The sequence below is a fragment of the Streptomyces sp. AcH 505 genome, from assembly GCF_000818175.1.
Classification (GTDB): Bacteria; Actinomycetota; Actinomycetes; order Streptomycetales; family Streptomycetaceae; genus Streptomyces.
Map to the genome: position 1 here is coordinate 3,146,720 of NZ_JTIY01000001.1, position 17,644 is coordinate 3,164,363.

The 17,644-nt window shown below is 71.9% G+C and carries 18 protein-coding genes; 11 read left to right on the plus strand and 7 right to left on the minus strand.

All coding sequences use genetic code 11. The features are described from left to right. The 5 genes from HY68_RS45110 to HY68_RS14475 all read left to right on the plus strand — a co-directional run. Positions 1–374 (plus strand): PDGLE domain-containing protein (locus HY68_RS45110; RefSeq protein ID WP_241778574.1); only part of this gene is annotated, 374 nt, incomplete at its 5' end. Then, positions 374–1,135, plus strand: a complete 762-nt coding sequence (gene cbiQ, locus HY68_RS14460; protein ID WP_041988850.1) for a cobalt ECF transporter T component CbiQ — start codon at positions 374–376, stop codon at positions 1,133–1,135. The genes HY68_RS45110 and cbiQ, both read left to right, overlap by 1 nt. Then, positions 1,123–1,932: an ABC transporter ATP-binding protein gene (locus HY68_RS14465; protein ID WP_041996065.1), complete on the plus strand. Its 810-nt coding sequence runs from the start codon at positions 1,123–1,125 to the stop codon at positions 1,930–1,932. The genes cbiQ and HY68_RS14465 overlap by 13 nt, the downstream gene beginning before the upstream one ends. Positions 1,933–1,996: 64 nt before the next feature. Next, positions 1,997–3,154, plus strand: a complete 1,158-nt coding sequence (locus HY68_RS14470; protein ID WP_041988851.1) for a serine hydrolase domain-containing protein — start codon at positions 1,997–1,999, stop codon at positions 3,152–3,154. A 7-nt stretch (positions 3,155–3,161) separates the two neighbouring features. Beyond that, the gene (locus HY68_RS14475) at positions 3,162–3,941 is read left to right on the plus strand and encodes an SDR family NAD(P)-dependent oxidoreductase (RefSeq protein WP_041988853.1); all 780 of its coding nucleotides are present in this window, start codon (positions 3,162–3,164) and stop codon (positions 3,939–3,941) included. 44 nt (positions 3,942–3,985) lie between these two features. Here HY68_RS14475 and HY68_RS14480 read toward each other — a convergent pair whose 3' ends face one another. The 6 genes from HY68_RS14480 to HY68_RS14505 form a co-directional block, all read right to left on the minus strand. Beyond that, a complete protein-coding gene (locus HY68_RS14480; protein ID WP_041988855.1) occupies positions 3,986–5,311 on the minus strand; it encodes an alpha-amylase family glycosyl hydrolase in 1,326 nt (441 codons plus the stop codon). Between the two features lie 167 nt (positions 5,312–5,478). Further along, positions 5,479–6,330: a DMT family transporter gene (locus HY68_RS14485; protein ID WP_041988857.1), complete on the minus strand. Its 852-nt coding sequence runs from the start codon at positions 6,328–6,330 to the stop codon at positions 5,479–5,481. Next, positions 6,327–6,824: a YbaK/EbsC family protein gene (locus tag HY68_RS14490; RefSeq protein WP_041996068.1), complete on the minus strand. Its 498-nt coding sequence runs from the start codon at positions 6,822–6,824 to the stop codon at positions 6,327–6,329. Before HY68_RS14490 ends, HY68_RS14485 begins: the two co-directional genes overlap by 4 nt. A 72-nt stretch (positions 6,825–6,896) precedes the next feature. Then, complete coding sequence (locus HY68_RS14495; RefSeq protein ID WP_041988858.1) at positions 6,897–8,555, minus strand: penicillin-binding transpeptidase domain-containing protein; 1,659 nt, start codon at positions 8,553–8,555, stop codon at positions 6,897–6,899. A 93-nt stretch (positions 8,556–8,648) separates the two neighbouring features. Next, positions 8,649–9,428 carry a nucleotidyltransferase gene (locus HY68_RS14500; RefSeq protein WP_041988860.1) on the minus strand — a complete coding sequence of 260 codons (780 nt, stop codon included), beginning with the start codon at positions 9,426–9,428 and terminating at the stop codon, positions 8,649–8,651. Positions 9,429–9,454: 26 nt separating this feature from the next. After that, a complete protein-coding gene (locus HY68_RS14505) occupies positions 9,455–11,176 on the minus strand; it encodes a phospholipid carrier-dependent glycosyltransferase (protein WP_041988861.1) in 1,722 nt (573 codons plus the stop codon). Positions 11,177–11,265: 89 nt separating this feature from the next. Here HY68_RS14505 and rsmI point away from each other — a divergent pair, with 89 nt between their 5' ends. The 6 genes from rsmI to HY68_RS14535 all read left to right on the plus strand — a co-directional run bounded on the left by rsmI (position 11,266) and on the right by HY68_RS14535 (position 17,114). Next, positions 11,266–12,177, plus strand: coding sequence for a 16S rRNA (cytidine(1402)-2'-O)-methyltransferase (gene rsmI, locus HY68_RS14510; RefSeq protein WP_241778575.1), 912 nt, complete (start codon positions 11,266–11,268; stop codon positions 12,175–12,177). A 130-nt stretch (positions 12,178–12,307) separates the two neighbouring features. After that, entirely contained in the window at positions 12,308–12,793 is a 486-nt protein-coding gene (locus tag HY68_RS14515) for a hypothetical protein (RefSeq protein ID WP_041988865.1), read from the plus strand. A gap of 68 nt (positions 12,794–12,861) precedes the next feature. Beyond that, the gene (locus HY68_RS14520; protein WP_041988867.1) at positions 12,862–13,740 is read left to right on the plus strand and encodes a TatD family hydrolase; all 879 of its coding nucleotides are present in this window, start codon (positions 12,862–12,864) and stop codon (positions 13,738–13,740) included. A gap of 316 nt (positions 13,741–14,056) precedes the next feature. Next, positions 14,057–15,316 (plus strand): resuscitation-promoting factor, encoded by a 1,260-nt coding sequence (locus HY68_RS14525; protein ID WP_241778768.1) that lies wholly within the window; start codon positions 14,057–14,059, stop codon positions 15,314–15,316. Next, positions 15,313–16,206, plus strand: coding sequence for a 16S rRNA (adenine(1518)-N(6)/adenine(1519)-N(6))-dimethyltransferase RsmA (gene rsmA / locus HY68_RS14530; RefSeq protein ID WP_041988868.1), 894 nt, complete (start codon positions 15,313–15,315; stop codon positions 16,204–16,206). Before HY68_RS14525 ends, rsmA begins: the two co-directional genes overlap by 4 nt. Beyond that, entirely contained in the window at positions 16,203–17,114 is a 912-nt protein-coding gene (locus tag HY68_RS14535) for a 4-(cytidine 5'-diphospho)-2-C-methyl-D-erythritol kinase (RefSeq protein ID WP_041988870.1), read from the plus strand. Before rsmA ends, HY68_RS14535 begins: the two co-directional genes overlap by 4 nt. A 37-nt stretch (positions 17,115–17,151) precedes the next feature. On the opposite strand, the gene HY68_RS14540 is transcribed toward HY68_RS14535, so the two are convergent. After that, positions 17,152–17,526, minus strand: a complete 375-nt coding sequence (locus tag HY68_RS14540) for a hypothetical protein (RefSeq protein WP_041988872.1) — start codon at positions 17,524–17,526, stop codon at positions 17,152–17,154. Positions 17,527–17,644 lie beyond the last annotated feature (118 nt).

Sequence of the window (17,644 nt, forward strand, 5' to 3'; positions counted from 1 at the left end):
CGGCCCCCGCCGCCGCTCCCGCAGCCGCCCGCTCCACGCGCGGCGTCTGGGCGGCCGGCATCGTCGCCGCGCTGGTGCTGGCCGGGTTCGTCTCCTTCTACGCGTCGTCCAGCCCGGACGGCCTGGAGAAGGTCGCCGCCGACAAGGGCATCGACAAGAAGACCGAGGAGCACGCGTCCGCCGACTCCCCGCTCGCCGACTACGGCGTCAAGGACATCTCCGACGCCCGGATCTCCGGCGGCCTCGCCGGGGTGATCGGGGTCGGCGCCACCGTCGTCGTCGGCAGCGGCGTCTTCTGGGCGGTGCGCAGGCGTCGTGAGGGCACAGACTCCACCAACTCGACCGGCTCGGTCACGGCCGGCGGGAGCGCCTGATGGGCGCCGGACACGCGCACAAGCTCTACCGGCACGGCCACTCGCCGGTCCACGCGCTGCCGCCGCACTGCAAACTCGCCGCCGTCTTCTGCTTCGTCCTCGTCGTGGTCTCCACCCCGCGCGAGGCGGTCTGGGCGTTCGCGCTGTACGCGCTGCTGCTCGGCGCCGTCGCCTCCGCCGCCCGGATCCCGGCCGGGTTCCTGCTGCGCAGGCTGCTCATCGAGATCCCGTTCGTGGCCTTCGCGCTGCTCATGCCCTTCGTCGTCCCCGGCGAGCAAGTCCACGTCGCCGGGCTCTCGTTGAGCCAGCCGGGACTGTGGGACGCCTGGAACGTACTCGCCAAGGGCACGCTGGGCGTGGCCGCTTCGGTGATCCTGGCGTCCACGACCGAACTGCGCTCGCTGCTCCTCGGGTTGCAGCGGCTCAAGCTGCCGCCCATGCTCGTGCAGATCGCCTCCTTCATGATCCGCTACGGGGACGTGATCACCGACGAGATGCGCCGGATGTCCATCGCCCGCCGCTCACGCGGTTTCGAGGCGCGCGGGGTACGGCAGTGGGGCGTCCTCGCCAAGTCGGCGGGCGCCCTGTTCATCCGCTCCTACGAGCGCGGCGAGCGCGTCCATCTCGCCATGGTCAGCCGGGGCTACACCGGCACCATGCCCGTCATCGACGAAGTGACCGCGTCCCGCGCCCAGTGGGCGCACGCCGCCGCGCTCCCGGTGACGGCCGCCGCCGTCTGTCTGCTTGGCTGGACCCTGTGACCACCGCTCCGACCGGCCTCGACACGGCCGCCGCACCTGCGCCGCCCTCCCTCGACGTGCGTGGCCTCGCCTACGCGTACCCCGACGGCCACCAGGCCCTCTTCGGCGTCGACCTGACCATCGCGCGCGGCGAGCGCGTCGCCGTACTCGGCCCCAACGGCGCGGGCAAGACCACGCTCGTGCTGCATCTGAACGGCATCCTCACGGCCGGCGCCGGATCGGTGACCGTCGCCGGGCTGCCCGTCGGCAAGCAGCATCTCGCCGAGATCAGGCGCCGGGTGGGCATCGTCTTCCAGGACCCCGACGACCAGCTGTTCATGCCGACGGTCCGCGAGGACGTGGCGTTCGGCCCGGCCGCCGCCGGGCTGCGCGGCGAGGCGCTGGAGGCGCGGGTGGTGACGGCGCTCACCCAGGTCGGCATGGAGCAGTACGCCGACCGGCCGCCGCACCACCTGTCGTTCGGGCAGCGCCGCCGGGTCGCCGTCGCGACCGTCCTCGCGATGGAGCCCGAGATCCTCGTCCTGGACGAGCCGTCGTCCAACCTGGACCCGGCCTCCCGGCGTGAACTGGCCGACATCCTGCGGACCTTGGACGTCACGGTGCTGATGGTCACGCACGACCTGCCGTACGCCCTCGAACTCTGCCCGCGCGCCGTCATCCTCAGCGACGGCGTCATCGCCGCCGACGGGCCCACGCAGCGGCTGCTCGGCGACGCGGAACTGATGGGCGCGCACCGCCTTGAACTGCCTTTCGGATTCGACCCGCGTTCGGTCTCCCTCGGTGACGTAGCACCATAGAGGTACGGCGTCGCGACGACGCCGCGGATGGGCCGGGCAGGGCGGAACGAGCGGGAGTACGGGCGTGGACGTCCAGGGCACGGTGGAGGCCGGCTTCGAGCCGGTCAGGGATGCCTTCGTACGGAACTTCGAGCAACTCGGCGACCATGGCGCCGCCGTCGCCGTCTACCGCGACGGGCGCAAGGTCGTGGACCTGTGGGGCGGCACGCGCGACGTGGACGGCCCCGAGCCCTGGGCGCTGGACACCGCGCAGGTCGTACGGTCGGCGACGAAGGGCGTCGCCGCCGCCGTACCGCTGCTGCTGCACCAGCGCGGCCACATCGATCTGGACGCGCCCGTCGGCACGTACTGGCCGGAGTTCAAGGCCGCGGGCAAGGAGCGCGTGCTCGTCCGGCACCTGCTCTCGCACCGCGCCGGACTGCCCGTGCTCGACCGGCCGTTGACCCCGGCCGAGGCGGTCGACGGGGTGTCCGGCCCCAGGGCGCTGGCGGCGCAGCGGCCCGCGTGGGAGCCGGGCACCGACCACGGCTACCACGCGCACACCTACAGCTGGCTGATCGCCGAACTGGTCTCCCGGGTCACCGGGCGCAGTGTCGGCCGGTGGGTCGCCGAGGAGATCGCCCGGCCGCTCGGCCTCGACTTCTGGCTCGGACTGCCCGCCGACGAGGCACACCGGGTGGGCCGGATCGGCCCCGTACAGGAACCGCCCCCGGTGGGCGGCGCGCTGCGGCTGCGGGCCAAGCGCTCGGTCACCGCCGCGTACGACGACCCCGACTCGCTGACCCGGCGGGCCTTCGGCGTGATCGACCCGCTGCCCGACGAGAACGCGCCCGCGTACCGCGCGGCCGAACTCCCCGCGTCCGGCGGCATCGCGACGGCGCGCGCCCTGGCCCGCTGCTACGCGGCGATGATCGGACCGGTCGACGGACACCGGCTGTTCGCGCCCGCCACCGTCACCCTCGCCAGGACCGAGGAGTCGGCGGGACCCGACCGGGTCCTCGTCGTCGCCACCCGCTTCGGCCTCGGTTTCATGCTGCACGGGCCCGCGGCCCCGCTGCTCGGCCCGTCGTCCTTCGGGCACCCGGGGCGCGGCGGTTCGCTGGGCTTCGCCGACCCCGATTCGGGCATCGCGTTCGGCTATGTCACCAACGGCATGCGCAAGGGCGTCACGGCAGATCCGCGCGCACAGGCTCTGGTGCGGGCGGTGCGGTCGGCGGCATGATCGGCCGATGAGCGCAACGAGGCGGTTCGACGGATATGGCGTACTGATCACCGGAGCCGGCCAGGGCATCGGCGCGGCCACGGCCCGTCGGCTGGCCGACGAGGGCGCCCGGGTGCTGGTCACCGACCTGGACGCGGAGCGCGCCGAGAAGACGGCGGCGACCATCCCCGGCGCGCTGGGGCTCGGCTGCGACGTGGCGGACCGGGCGGCGGTCGAGGCGGCGGTGGCGTACGCGGTCGAGCAGTTCGGGGTGCTCGACGTGCTCGTGAACAACGCGTACTCGTGCGGGATGGACGCACCGCTCTTCGAGGACGAGCCGGACGAGGTCTGGCAGCGGGACATCGACATCACCCTGACCGGCGCCTACCGCTGCGCGCGTGCGGCGCTGCCGCATCTCGTGGCGTCGGGGCGCGGCGCGATCGTCTCGATCGGCTCGGTCAACGGCGAGCAGGACTTCGGCAACCACGCGTACAGCGCGGCCAAGGCGGGTCTGGCGAGCCTGACCCGTACGCTGGCCGGCCACGCGGCGGCGCGGGGCGTACGGGTCAATCTCGTGGCGCCCGGCACGATCGGCACGGACGCCTGGGCGGACCGCGGCGACGCGCTGGCGCTGGCGGTCCCGCACTACCCGATGGGCCGGGTGGGGAAGCCCGAGGACATCGCGGCTGCCGTGGCGTTCCTGGCGTCGTCGGACGCGTCATGGATCACGGGCGTGACGCTGCCGGTGGACGGCGGGATCCTGTCGGCGCACCTGGGGCTGCGCCGGGACCTGGCGGGCGGGGAGTAGGGCCTGCCCGGCCGATCTGATCAGCCGGGCTGGGTGCCGACGTTTCAGCCGGGCTCGGTACCGACGACGATCCAGCCGGCGCCCGGCAGCCCCACCCCGTCAGCGCGCACCGAACCGCTGCCGGCGAGCTGCTGCCAGGCGCCGGACGGCAGCGCGAGATCGGCGGGCTCGTCGGCGAGGTTGAGCGCGACGGCGAGCGTCCGCGCTCCGTCGGCCGCTCCGTCGGCGGGGCCGTCGGTCACGGTGTACGCCAAGCTCGTGTTGCTCAGCTCGGTCACCGACGTACGCGCCCGCACCAGCCACGGATGGCGCCTGCGCAGCCCGATCAGCAGCTGGTGCAGCCGGTACACCGGCGCGCCGTACGGGGCGAGTTCGGCGGGGTCGTCGGGGAACGCGGGCCGTACGGCGTCGTCGCCGCCCGCGCGGTCCTCCTTGACGCCCTGGAACGCCTGCTCGTCGCCCGCGTAGACGGACGGCACACCGCCGAGCGTGAACAGCAGGACCAGCGCGTGCTCCAGATGGCGCGGATCGGTCAGCTTGCTGGCGATCCGGGTCACGTCGTGGTTGCCGAGGAAGGTCTGCGGCGCGAACGTCTCCAGCAGGGCGTTGTGCCGGTCGAGCGACCAGGAAAGCTCGTAGAAGTTCCGGTCGTTGAGCGAACTCCAGAGCGCCTTCCACAGCTCGTACTGGGTGACGGAGTCCAGCCCGCCGGCCTTCACGAAACCGGCGTAGTCGCCGTGGATGACCTCGCCGACCAGCCACGCCTCGGGGAACCTCGCCCGCACCCGGTCGGTCACCGTCCGCCAGAACGCCACCGGTACCTGGTACGCGGCGTCCAGCCGCCACCCGGCGATCCCGCGCTCCAGCCAGTACGTCATCGCCTCGGTGACGTAGTCGGCGACGGCGGGCTCGTCGTGGTTGAGCGCGACCAGCTGGTGATGGCCCTCGAAGGTGCGGTACTCCCCGTCGGGCTTCCGGTGGAACCAGGAAGCGTACGGCGAGGCGTCGCCGTGCGCGAGCACGTCGGCGAAGGCGGGGTGGCCGCGTCCGACGTGGTTGAACACCCCGTCGAGCAGCACCCGTACGCCCTGCGCCGACGCCTCGTCCACGAGCCGCCGCAGATCGTCCTCGGTGCCGAGCCTGCTGTCGACGCGCAGATGGTCGACGGTGTCGTAGCCGTGCGTCTCGGATGCGAACACCGGCCCGAGGGCGAGTCCGTTGCAGCCGAGACCGCGCAGGTACTCCAGCCACCCGGACAGTCGCGCGAGCCGGGGGACGGCCGGTGCGGACGGCTCCAGCGCCTCGCTCTCGGCGCCGGTGAAGCCGAGGGGGTAGACGTGCCACCAGATGGCGTGTTCGGACCAGTGCATGGCGCTGCGCTCTCGTCGGGGGCGCGGGGCGGTTCCCCTGAATCCCGGTGGCCCCCAGTCTGGCCGCTTCCGCCGGGGCCCGCCCGCTCAACGCGCGGTGCGGAAGCTGATGTTCATCTGCCCGCCCGGGTTCAGCCGGCTGTCCTGGTTCCGCCGGCCGCCCTGGCTCAACTGCTGTGCAGCATCAGCCCGATGCCCACCACCATCAGCCCGGCGGCGGCGATGCGCGGGGCGCCGAAGCGTTCCTTGAAGAAGATCGCGCCTATCGCCGCGCCCACGATGATCGACGACTCGCGCAGGGCCGAGATCGGCGCCAGCGCCGCGCGCGTCTGGGCCCACAGGACCAGCCCGTACGCCACGAGCGACAGCACGGCGCCGAGCACCCCGAGGGCCGCGTGGGGGCGCAGTTGGGCCGGCAGGGCGCCGCGCCTGGTGTACAGCGCGTACGCCGGGATCAGCACGCCCTCCAGGATCATCAGCCAGGCGATGTAGCCGAGCGATGTGCCGGAGTTGCGTACGCCGACACCGTCCACGACGGTGTACGACGCGATCGACAGGCCCGTCGCGACGGCGGCCAGCAGCGCCGGCCACTGCGGCTTGGTCTTCGCGCCCTTCATGCCCCACAGCGCGACGCCGAGGAGCCCGGCCGACGAGACCGCGACGCCCGCCGCCTGCCAGCCGTCCAGCGACTCACCGACGAAGACGGCGGCGAGCACGGTGACGGCCAGCGGCGCGGTGCCGCGCGCGATCGGGTACATCTGGCCGAAGTCGCCGAGGCTGAACGACCGCATCAGCAGCACCTGGTAGGCGACATGCAGCACCGCCGACCCGATCAGATACGGCCACGCCTCGGCGCGCGGTATCGGCGTGAAGAGCGCCAGCACCACCGAAATCAGCGCCGCCGCACCGGAGATGAGCGTGAAGGCGACCAACTGGTCCTTGATCGTGTGGGCGATGGCGTTCCACGAGGCGTGGGTGAGGGCCGCGACCAGGACGGCCGAGACGATCAGCGGGGTCACGCGGCGCGCTCGCGCACATCCACCACCGTGCCGCCGGCATGGGCGACGAGGGACGCGGGGTCGAGCGGGAACACGGTGTGCGGGGTGCCCGCCGCCGCCCACACCACGTCGTGGTCGAGCAGCCCCCGGTCGGCGAGGACCCGGGTCTTCGTACGGTGCCCGAAGGGCGGCACGCCGCCGATCGCGTAGCCGGTGGTCTCCCGGACCAGCTCGGCGCCGGCCCGCTTGACGGACGCGGCGCCCAACTCCTGCCGTACGCGCTCGACATCGACGCGCGAAGCGCCGTCCACCAGCACCAGTACCGGCTCGCCGTCCGCCGTGAAGATCAGCGACTTGACGATCTCGCCCAGCTCACAGCCGACGGCTGCGGCCGCTTCCACCGCCGTACGGGTCGCGTCGGGGAAGCGGCGGACCTGCGCACCCACCGCTTCGAGGCCGAGTTCACGCAGGGCTTCGGTGAAGCGGGGACTGGCGGCACTGTCAGAAAGGGTCATGGCCAGCACGCTAACGGCAGAGGGACGGCTGGTGCGACCAGCTTTCCGCCTGCCGCCTCCCCTGTCCGTCTTCTAGTCCGCCGCGAGCACCTTGGCGACGACCGGACCCGCCGCGTCGGCGCCGTGTCCGCCGGCCTGGACCACGGCCGCGGCGGCGCAGTCCTCCTGGAACCCGACGAACCAACTGTTCGGGTTGTGCTGGCCGTCGACCTCGGCGGAGCCGGTCTTCGCGCCCTTGTAGCCGCTGAGCGAGGCCATCGCCTGCGCCCCCGTACCGCTGGTCGCTGTGACGTTCATCATGTCGCGCAGCCCCTGCGCCACCGAGCTCGGCAGCGAACGCGAGGCGTGGGCCAGGTCGCGGCCGTCCAGCGACTGCGGGACGACGACGGGCTGCCGGAACGTGCCGTTCTTGGCGGTGGCGGCGACGGACGCCATGTTGAGCACGTTCATCTGGACGGTGCCCTGGCCGATGTACTGCGCGGCGGCCTCACCGCCGGAGGCGAACGGCACACTGCCGTCGAAGGACGTCACGCCCGTCTTCCAGTTGTCCATGCCGAGCCCGAAGACCTCTTCGGCCTCCTTCTTCAACGCCCCTTCGTCCGTCCGGCCGTTGGTCTTCACGTCGTCGATCCACTTGATGAAGGACGTGTTGCAGGAGCGCGCGAACGCCTGCGTCAGCGTGCCGTTCGGGATCGAGAACCCGCCGTCGTTCTTGAACGTACGGCCCTCGTACATCACCGTCGGCGGGCACGGGGATGGACGGCCGGGCCCGGTCAGGCCCTTCTCCATCAGCATCGCGGCGGTGATGATCTTCATCGTGGAGCCGGGGGCCTGCTTGCCGAGCATGGCCGCGTTGAAGCCGTCCGTACGGTTGTTGGCGACCGCGAGTATGTCGCCCGTGCTCGGTCTGACGGCCGCGACCGACGCCTCGCCGAACTCCTTCACCGCGCGCTCGGCCGCGCCCTGCACGTTCGCGTCGAGCGTGGTGCGCAGCTTGCCCGCCTTGCCCTTGCTGAGGGTGAGCAGCGTCGTCCCCGGCACGCTGTCGCCGTCGCTCTGGATCTGCAGCTCGACACCGGACGTACCGCCCGCGTCGGCGCCGTACTTCTCCCGCAGCGCGTCCAGGATCGGCCCCAGCGAGGGGTACTTGGCCTTGGTCAGTTCCTTGCCGTTACGGTCGACCGCCTTGATCGGCGGGGTCGGCGCCTCGCTGGTGACGAGATGGCTGGTCTTCGTCAGCTTCGGGTGGATGACGGTCGGCAGCCAGTCGACCAGCGGGCGTCCGGTGGTCAGCCCGCGCACCACGGTCAGCTTCGAGCTGTACGACCAGGGCTTGGTCTTCCCGCCGAGCGACACCGTCGCCCGCACGGTGAACGGCACGGTCGCACCGGTCGCCTTGCCCGGGGTGATCACGGCCTTGGTGACATGGGCCTGGGCGCGGTACCCGTCGAGCGCGGTCGCCGCGTCGGCCGGGTTGTTGGTCAGCTGTGCCACATCGGTCGGTTCCGAGCCGGCGGCCCAGCCCTTCAGGAAGTCCTTCGCCGTCTTGTCGACCTCGTCGGAACTGAGCGGTCCGCTCTTCACCTCGTTCTTCGACGACACGTTCGACGTGCCGCCGTCACCCCCGCCGCCGGTGATCCCGTCGAGCACGTTGTAAGCGCCCCACCCGACCCCGCCGGCCACCACGATGAACGCCCCGCCGATGACGGCAGCCTTCGCCCCGCTTCGCATGAATGCGATCCCCCTCCCCAGGAGCCCCTTTGAACATGTTCAAAGGCAGTCGGGACGCACTCTACGGGACCCGTGTGACACCAGGGGAGAGCGTTATCGGACCGGGATGGCGTAATCCGCGACGACCCGGTCGATCGCCGGACCGAGGAAGGCGAGCGTGAGAGCGGCCCGGCGCGCCGGCCACTCCTCCGACGCGGGACCCGGCTCGCCGTACCGGCGCGCCCTGATGTCGGCCACGACCTCGGCGGGAGCACCCAGCTCACCGAGCACGTCCAGCGCCCGGCGCTTGGTGATCAGCTCGCCGTCCCGCAGCGTGACCAGCGCCCGCGCCAGCGTCAGCAGACCGAGATCCACCCACACGTCCGCCACCCACACCTCGGGCCGGTCCACGACGGGCCGCCAGAAACCGGCCAGATCCCCGACGACGAACGCCGCCAACTCCTCGTCACTCACGGCGGGCAGCAGCCCCGCGGGCGACACACCGGCCAGCACGACCCCGAACTGACGCAGCTCGCGCCGGGTCACCGGCGTGACCGGCCGGCGCATCAACTCCTCCTGCGCCCAGGTGAGATGCGTGAGCGAGGGGTCGGCCAGCTCCTCGGCCGCCAGGTAACCGCAATGCAGCTTGCCCCCGAGCGGCGAGTCCGCGACCAGCCCCTCATGCAACTCCCGCAGCCGCGCCTCTTCGGCCTCCGTACAGGGCCGCCCGACGACGGCGATCAGATCGAGATCGCTACGCCCCGGCTGGTAGTCACCCCCGCCAAGAGACCCGTGCGCCCAGACGGCCACAGGCGCCACGACGGGCCGCACGGCGTCCAGGAAACGGGTCAGCAGCTGCCTGGTCGCTTCGTCCGACGTCCGCTCGTCAGTCATCCGACCAGTCTGAGTCCTCCGGGCGGCTACACCCAGGTGTCGAACCACATCCGGTTCTGCCAGTCGCGGTACGGGATCGGGGTGCCCGTGTAGATGGGCCAGAAGTAGATGAAGTTCCAGACGATCAGGAGCACCAGGACGCCCGCGCCGACCGCGCCGATCGTCCGGCGTCTCTCGTCGGAGCCCGCAGGGCCGATGATCGCGCCGATCATCATCGCCACCGCCAGACACAGGAACGGGACGAAGACGACCGCGTAGAAGAGGAAGATCGTGCGCTCCTGGTAGATGAACCAGGGCACCCAGCCCGCCGCCACGCCGCAGGCGATGGCCCCTGCGCGCCAGTCGCGGCGGAAGGCCCAGCGCCACAGGACGTACAGGAGCGCGAAGCAGGCCGCCCACCACAGCAGCGGGGTGCCCAGCGCCAGGACCTCGCGGGCGCACTTCTCGCCCGCGTCGGACGGGCAGCCGTCCGTGCCGGGCGCGGGGGACTGGTAGAAGTACGAGACCGGCCGGCCCAGGACGATCCAGGACCACGGGTTCGACTGGTACTGGTGGCCCGACGTCAGGTTGACGTTGAACTCGTACACCGCGTGCTCGTAGTGCCAGAAGCTGCGCAGCCAGTCCGGCAGCCAGGTGAACGAGCCGCCCTTGCCGTCCCGCTGCGCCCAGTCCCTGAAGTAGCCCTTGTCGGTGAAGAGCCAGCCGCTCCACGACACCAGGTACGTGGCGAGTGCGAGCACCACCGTCGACACGAAGGCCGGCAGCACGTCGTGCCGGAACACCGCGCGGTACGGGCGTACGGCGCCCGCGGTGCGGCGCGAGCCCACGTCCCACAGCACGCTCATCAGGGCGAAGGCGGCCAGGACGAACAGGCCGTTCCACTTCGTCGCGAACGCGAGGCCCAGCATCAGCCCGGCCGCCAGCCGCCAGGGCCGCCAGCCCAGCTTCAGTCCTTCCGCGACCCGTACGTCGGGCCGCAGCACGCCCTCGTCGTCCACCGGCAGCGCGGCGGCGAGCTTCCGCCGGGTCCAGTCGCGGTCCGCGATCAGACAGCCGAAGCCGCCCAGCACGAAGAAGACCAGCACGCTGTCGAGGAGCGCGGTCCTGCTCATCACGAAGGCCAGACCGTCGACCGTCATCAGCAGCCCGGCGAGACAGCCCAGGAACGTCGAGCGGAACATCCGCCGGCCGATCCGGCACAGGATCAGCACCGACAGCGTGCCGAGCACCGCGACCATGAAACGCCAGCCGAAGGGGTCGAAGCCGAACAGCTGCTCGCCGAGGCCGATGACCCACTTCCCGACCGGCGGGTGCACGACGTAACCCGGATCGCTCGGCACCGGCACTGCGGACGGGTCGGCGAGGATCTGCTTGTCGATGTCCTTGGGCCAGTTGCCCTCGTAGCCCTGGTGGATGAGCGCCCAGGCGTCCTTGGCGTAGTACGTCTCGTCGAATATCACCGCCTTCGGACTGCCGAGGTGCCAGAACCGCAGCACGCCGGCGAGCAGCGCGACGAGCAGCGGACCGCCCCAGCCCGACCAGCGGGTCAGCCGGCGGGCGAGCAGCGGGGGCACGTTGAGCACGTCCCACAGGCGTTCGGACGGTTGGTTGAAGGGGGGATCGAGCCGGTCGCGCAGCCCTGTGACCTGGCGCGGGACATGGCCGAACCGGCGCAGTCGCTGCGGCCAGGAAGGCGGCGTGTCGTCGGCGTCGTGGCCCTGCAGAGACTTGGGCGCGGTACTGGTCACCGCGCCATCGTAGGGAACGCCGCTGTGGGCGGGGTGCGCCCGCCCCCGGGAGGAGGGCGCTTGCCCCCGCTCCTGCGAGGATGGCCGGTGTGAACGCGACGCCGCTAGACCATCCCACGCCCGCCCTCGGCACGCTCGTCCTCGCCGGGACCCCCATCGGGGACGTGACGGACGCGCCGCCCCGGCTCGCCGCCGAGCTGGAGACGGCCGATGTGGTGGCCGCCGAGGACACCCGGCGGCTGCGCAGACTCACCCAGGCGCTGGGCGTGCAGACGCGGGGCCGCGTCGTGTCGTACTTCGAGGGCAACGAGTCGGCCCGTACCCCCGAGCTGGTCGAGGCGCTGGCGGGCGGCGCGCGGGTGCTGCTGGTCACGGACGCGGGCATGCCGTCGGTCTCCGACCCCGGCTACCGGCTGGTGGCAGCGGCGGTCGAGCGCGACATCAAGGTCACGGCCGTGCCGGGTCCTTCCGCCGTGCTGACGGCGCTCGCGCTGTCCGGGCTGCCCGTCGACCGCTTCTGCTTCGAGGGCTTCCTGCCGCGCAAGGCGGGCGAACGGCTCAGCAGACTGCGGGACGCCGCCGACGAGCGCCGCACCCTCGTCTACTTCGAGGCGCCGCACCGCCTGGACGACACCCTCGCCGCGATGGCCGAGGTCTTCGGCGCCGACCGCAGGGCCGCCGTCTGCCGTGAGCTGACCAAGACGTACGAAGAGGTGAAGCGCGGCGGTCTCGGCGCGCTGGCCGCGTGGGCCGCCGACGGCGTACGGGGCGAGATCACCGTCGTGGTCGAGGGAGCCCCCGAGCGTGGCGGCGAGGATCTCGACGCCGACGAGCTGGTACGCAGGGTGCTCGTGCGGGAGGAGGCGGGGGAGCGGCGCAAAGAGGCCATCGCCGCTGTCGCCGCCGACGCCGGGCTGCCCAAGCGGGAGGTCTTCGATGCGGTGGTCGCGGCAAAGAACGCGGCTCGCGCGGGGGCCGCTGACAGTAAAGGACCATCGTGAAATGCAAAGCCGAGACCGGGTCAATGGGCATTGGGGCATGAGAAGGCCAAGACCGCTCCATTAATCGACAGGCACTGATGCACTTCCGCCGGTAAAGGCGTCCACTGGGATGAGTGGAGAGGAAGAAAGCATGAGTGAGATCACCGGTAGCGTCGTGGCACACGAGGCATACGCCTTCGCCTGCATGCGATGCGGACACGGCTGGGAATCGGCCTACGACATTGAGCACCACGTCGACGGCGACGGTCACAACTTCGTTGTGTACAAGTGCGAGGGCCTGCGGGTCCCGTCCCCGTTGTCCAGCCCGACCTGTGGCAACTGCGGCGGGCACGTCGTGCGCATCATGAGGTCCGGCCAGGTGTCGTCCGTACGGGCGCTGGCAGGACAGTTCCACACAGCGGAGACACCGGCAGCGGCGGCGGCGATACCCGGGACGGCTTCCGGAGCCGCTTCCGGGACGACCGGGGTCACGTCCGGGAGTCCGGCGGACGCCGCGATACCGGGCGACGGCGGTGCGGCCGTCAAGAAGTCCGGTCAGCACCACCACTGGCACCTGTCCGACCTGCTGCACCCCTTCCACCATCAGCACCACGACGAGAGTCGCGATCAGGGCTGACGCCGGCGGGACGAGAGCTGACGTCCGCGGGGCGTGGTACCGCGTAGCCGCTACGTAGGATCGCGCCCATGAGTTCGAAACAAGCAGCCCCACCGCTGCCCGCTCCCCTCCGGGTGCCGGTGGCCGACTCGCACACCCACCTGGACATGCAGAGCGACACGGTCGACGAGGGCCTCGCGAAGGCCGCGTCCGTCGGAGTGACCACGCTCGTCCAGGTGGGCTGCGACCTGAAGGGGTCACGCTGGGCCGCCGAGACGGCGGCGGCCCACGAGAACATCCACGCGGCGGTGGCCCTGCACCCCAACGAGGCGCCCCGTATCGTCCACGGCGACCCGGACGGCTGGTCGCGCCAGGGCGAGCGGGCCGGCGGCGGCGAGGCCGCGCTGGACGAGGCGCTGGCCGAGATCGACCGGCTGGCCGCCCTCCCGCAGGTGCTCGCCGTCGGCGAGACCGGGCTCGACCACTTCCGTACGGGCCCCGAGGGCGTCGCGGCGCAGGAGCGCTCGTTCCGCGCGCACATCGAGATCGCCAAACGGCACGGCAAGGCGCTGGTCATCCACGACCGCGAGGCGCACGCCGACGTACTGCGGATCCTCACCGAGGAAGGCGCACCCGAGCGGACCGTGTTCCATTGTTATTCCGGTGATGCGGAAATGGCGCGAGTTTGTGCTGCGGCCGGTTACTTCATGTCATTCGCAGGCAATGTGACATTCAAAAATGCTCAGCCGTTGCGTGACGCGCTCACAATAGCGCCGCTGGAGCTGATTCTTGTCGAAACCGATGCGCCCTTTCTCACGCCGGCGCCGTATCGTGGCCGCCCGAATGCGCCGTATCTGATTCCCGTGACCCTACGCGCGATGGCGGAGGTGCGGGAGATCGACGAGGACGCGATGGCGGGGGCCGTGGCGCGTAACACGGCGGCGGCTTTCGGTTACGCGGCCACCTGAACTCTGCCGCTGCGGGTGAGGCGTGACCACGGTGTGTGGTCGAGTCGCTTTGGAGAGTGACGAAAGCTCCGCTACTCTCCCGGGGCACCACGGTCGTGGTCACCCGAACTTGTGGAGCGTCGTGAGCAATTCGCAGGGCAGTCACCGTGCGGCACGCGGCCGCCGCCACGCCACCAGGACGGTGGAGCCGCCGCCTCCGCCCGGACCTGCGCCTTCGGCGGCGGCGCTGGCGTCGGCGCCGACGGTGCCGTGGCTGGAGCCGTGTCTGCCCGAGCAGCACATGGTGCCCGAGCGGCACATGGTGCCCGAGCGGCACATGGTGCCCGAGCAGCACACGGTGCCCGAGCAGCACACGGTGCTGGATGTCGCGGTTTCCGGTGGCGCGCCTCGCGACGCTCCCGCCAACGTCTCCCGCCGTGGCTCGCGCCGCCGCAGACCCGCAGCCCCGGCCCCCGACACGTTGCGCAGGCTCGTACCGCAGGCCCTCGTCGTCGCGTTCCTCGCCGGCGGGACCTCCGCCTTCGTCGCCAACGACAAGGCCGTGAAGCTCAGCGTCGACGGCGCACCCCGCACCCTGCACACCTTCGCGGGCGGTGTGGACGAACTGCTCGCCGACCAGGGCGTCACGGTCGGCGCGCACGACATCGTCGCCCCGGCTCCCGGTGACGACCTCGCGGACGGCGACGAGGTCGTCGTCCGCTACGGCCGTCCCGTACTGCTGACCCTCGACGGGCAGCGCCGCCGCGTCTGGACGACGGCCCGCACGGTCGACGGCGCGCTGCGGCAGCTCGGGGTGCGCGCCGAGGGCGCGTTCCTGTCGGTGTCCAGGTCCTCGGCGATCTCGCGGCACGGTCTTGCCCTGGACGTACGGACCGAGCGGGCCGTGACGTTCATGGCCGACGGCCGCGAACGCACCATCCGCACCAACGCGGCGACGGTCCGCGAGGCGCTGGCCGACGCGGGGATCACCCTGCACGCGAAGGACGACACGTCCGTACCCGGGAGCAGCTTCCCGCGCGACGGCCAGACCGTCACCGTCATGCGCATCACGGACAGCCGCGAGGTGCACGAGGAGCCGATCCCGTACGACACGGAGAAGACGCAGGACCCGACGGTCTTCAAGGGGACGGAGATCGTCGACCGGCAGGGCAGACAGGGCTCCCGGCGCGTCACGTACGCGCTGCGCACGGTCAACGGGGTCAAGGAGAAGCCCCGCAGAATCGGGGTCGAGGTGGTGCGCGAGCCGGTCACGCAGCGGGTCAGGGTCGGTACGAAGCCGAAACCGGTCCCTGTCGCGGATGACGGTGCGGGCGGTGGCGCGGGTGGCGGCGGGGCCGACGGGCTGAACTGGGGCGGGCTCGCGGCGTGCGAGTCGGGCGGCCGGCCGAACGCGGTCGACTCGTCCGGCAACTACGGCGGTCTCTACCAGTTCGACACCGGGACCTGGCGGTCGCTGGGCGGCAGCGGCCGTCCGCAGGACGCGCCGGCGGGCGAGCAGACCCGGCGGGCGAAGAAGCTCTACGTGCAACGGGGGGCGAGTCCGTGGCCGCACTGCGGCCGTAGGCTTACCGGGTGAGCACCACTGAGCCCGACGCACTCCTCGGCCCCGCCGACATCCGTGAACTGGCCGAAGCGCTGGGCGTACGCCCGACGAAGCAGCGCGGCCAGAACTTCGTGATCGACGGCAACACCGTCCGCAAGATCGTCCGTACGGCGGCGGTACGCGCGGACGACGTGGTGGTGGAGATCGGCCCGGGGCTCGGCTCGCTGACCCTGGCGCTGCTCGAAGCGGCGGACCGGGTGACGGCGGTCGAGATCGACGACGTACTGGCGGGCGCGCTGCCCGCGACGATCGAGGCGCGGATGCCGTCGCGCGCCGACCGGTTCGCGCTGGTGCACTCGGACGCGATGCGGGTGACGGAACTGCCGGGCCCGCCGCCGACGGCGCTCGTCGCGAACCTTCCGTACAACGTCGCCGTGCCCGTACTGCTGCACATGCTGGAGCATTTCCCGACCATCGAGCGGACGCTGGTCATGGTCCAGGCCGAGGTCGCCGACCGGCTGGCGGCGGGGCCCGGCAACAAGGTGTACGGGGTGCCGTCGGTGAAGGCCAAATGGTACGCGGACGTCAAGCGGGCCGGTGCGATCGGCCGCTCGGTCTTCTGGCCGGCGCCGAACGTGGACTCGGGGCTGGTCGCGCTCGTACGGCGCGCGGAGCCGGTGAAGACGACCGCGTCCCGGCTGGAGGTCTTCGCGGTGGTCGACGCGGCGTTCGCGCAGCGCCGCAAGACGCTGCGGGCGGCACTCGCGGGATGGGCGGGGTCGGCGCCGGCGGCGGAGGCGGCGCTGGTGGCGGCGGGGGTGTCGCCGCAGGCGCGGGGGGAGTCGTTGACGGTGGAGGAGTTCGCGCGGATCGCGGAGTCGAAGCCGGGATCGAAGGCGGAGTCGAAGGGGGCGGGTGCGTGAGCGCTCGAGTAGGAGTACGAGTTCGGGTTCCTGCGAAGGTCAACGTGCAGTTGTCGGTGGGCGCGGCCCGCCCCGACGGCTTCCACGACCTCGCGAACATCTTCCTGGCCGTCGGGCTCCACGACGAGGTGACGGTGACGCCGGCGGACGAGCTGCGCGTCACGTGCGAAGGCCCGGACGCGGACCAAGTCCCCCTGGACCGTACGAACTTGGCGGCCCGCGCGGCACTCGCGCTGGCCGCACGGCACGGCATCGACCCGCGCGTCCACATCCACATCGCTAAGGACATCCCGGTCGCCGGGGGGATGGCGGGCGGCAGCGCGGACGGTGCGGGTGCGCTGCTGGCGTGTGACGTGCTCTGGCAGCTCAACTCGTCGCAGCGGGAACTCCTCGACATCTGCGCCGAGTTGGGCAGCGACGTGCCCTTCAGCCTGCTGGGCGGCGCGGCGCTGGGTGTGGGCCGCGGCGAGCAGCTCACCCCGCTCGACGTCGGCGGCACGTTCCACTGGGTGTTCGCCGTCGCGGACGGCGGGCTGTCGACTCCGGCCGTCTTCCGCGAGTTCGACCGGCTGGCGGAGGCGGAGGGCGCCGGGCTGCATGCCCCGGTCGCCGACCCGGCGCTGCTGGCGGCCCTGCGCAAGGGCGACGTGGCGGCGCTGTCCTCAACACTGAGCAACGACCTCCAGCGCGCGGCGCTTTCACTGCGCCCGTCACTGGCGGACACCCTCGCGGCAGGCACGGCGGCGGGCGCGGTGGCGGCCCTGGTCTCGGGATCGGGCCCGACGACGGCCTTCCTGACGGAGGATCAGGAGACCGCCACCCAGGTGGCGAAGGCGCTCACGGCGTCGGGCACGTGCCGCACGGCACGGGTGGCACAGTCACCGGCGGCGGGGGCGACGGTGGTTTGAGGGGGGCGGGGGTGACGCTTTGTCTTCTGTCGCCTCTTCACGGTCTGTGCGAGGGTGCCGCGTATGCGGATGACACCGGACGGCCGCGTATCGCGTCGGTGCAGCCGTCACGGATGACGTTGCTCGGCCTGGGCCAGCACATGGCGGAGCCGTTCGCGTCGTACAGCTCAAGGCTGAAGCTCAGCCCGAATTGCGAGAGCAGCGTCGCGAGGACGTCGACCTTGTCGGGGTCGACGACGCCGTTGAGCAAGGTGTCCGACCTGCCACCAGGATCGAGTGCGACCTGGCACCAGCTCGTCTCGACTTCGTACGCGTCCCAGGACGATGACCGGAACCTCCAGCCGGCCCCGGCAAACGCCTGCGCCCGCAGGACGCCGAGGAGGTTGGTGTCGGCGTCGTTCGCGATGCCCACGGTCGGATCATGGGGGCATGGGTCGGGGGTTGGGTGGGCCGGGAGTTGCGGGCGGTCGTAGGGCCGCCCCTGGGCTTTGAGTGTCGCGGTTGCGGTCCGGGCGTCAAGGGCGCTCCTA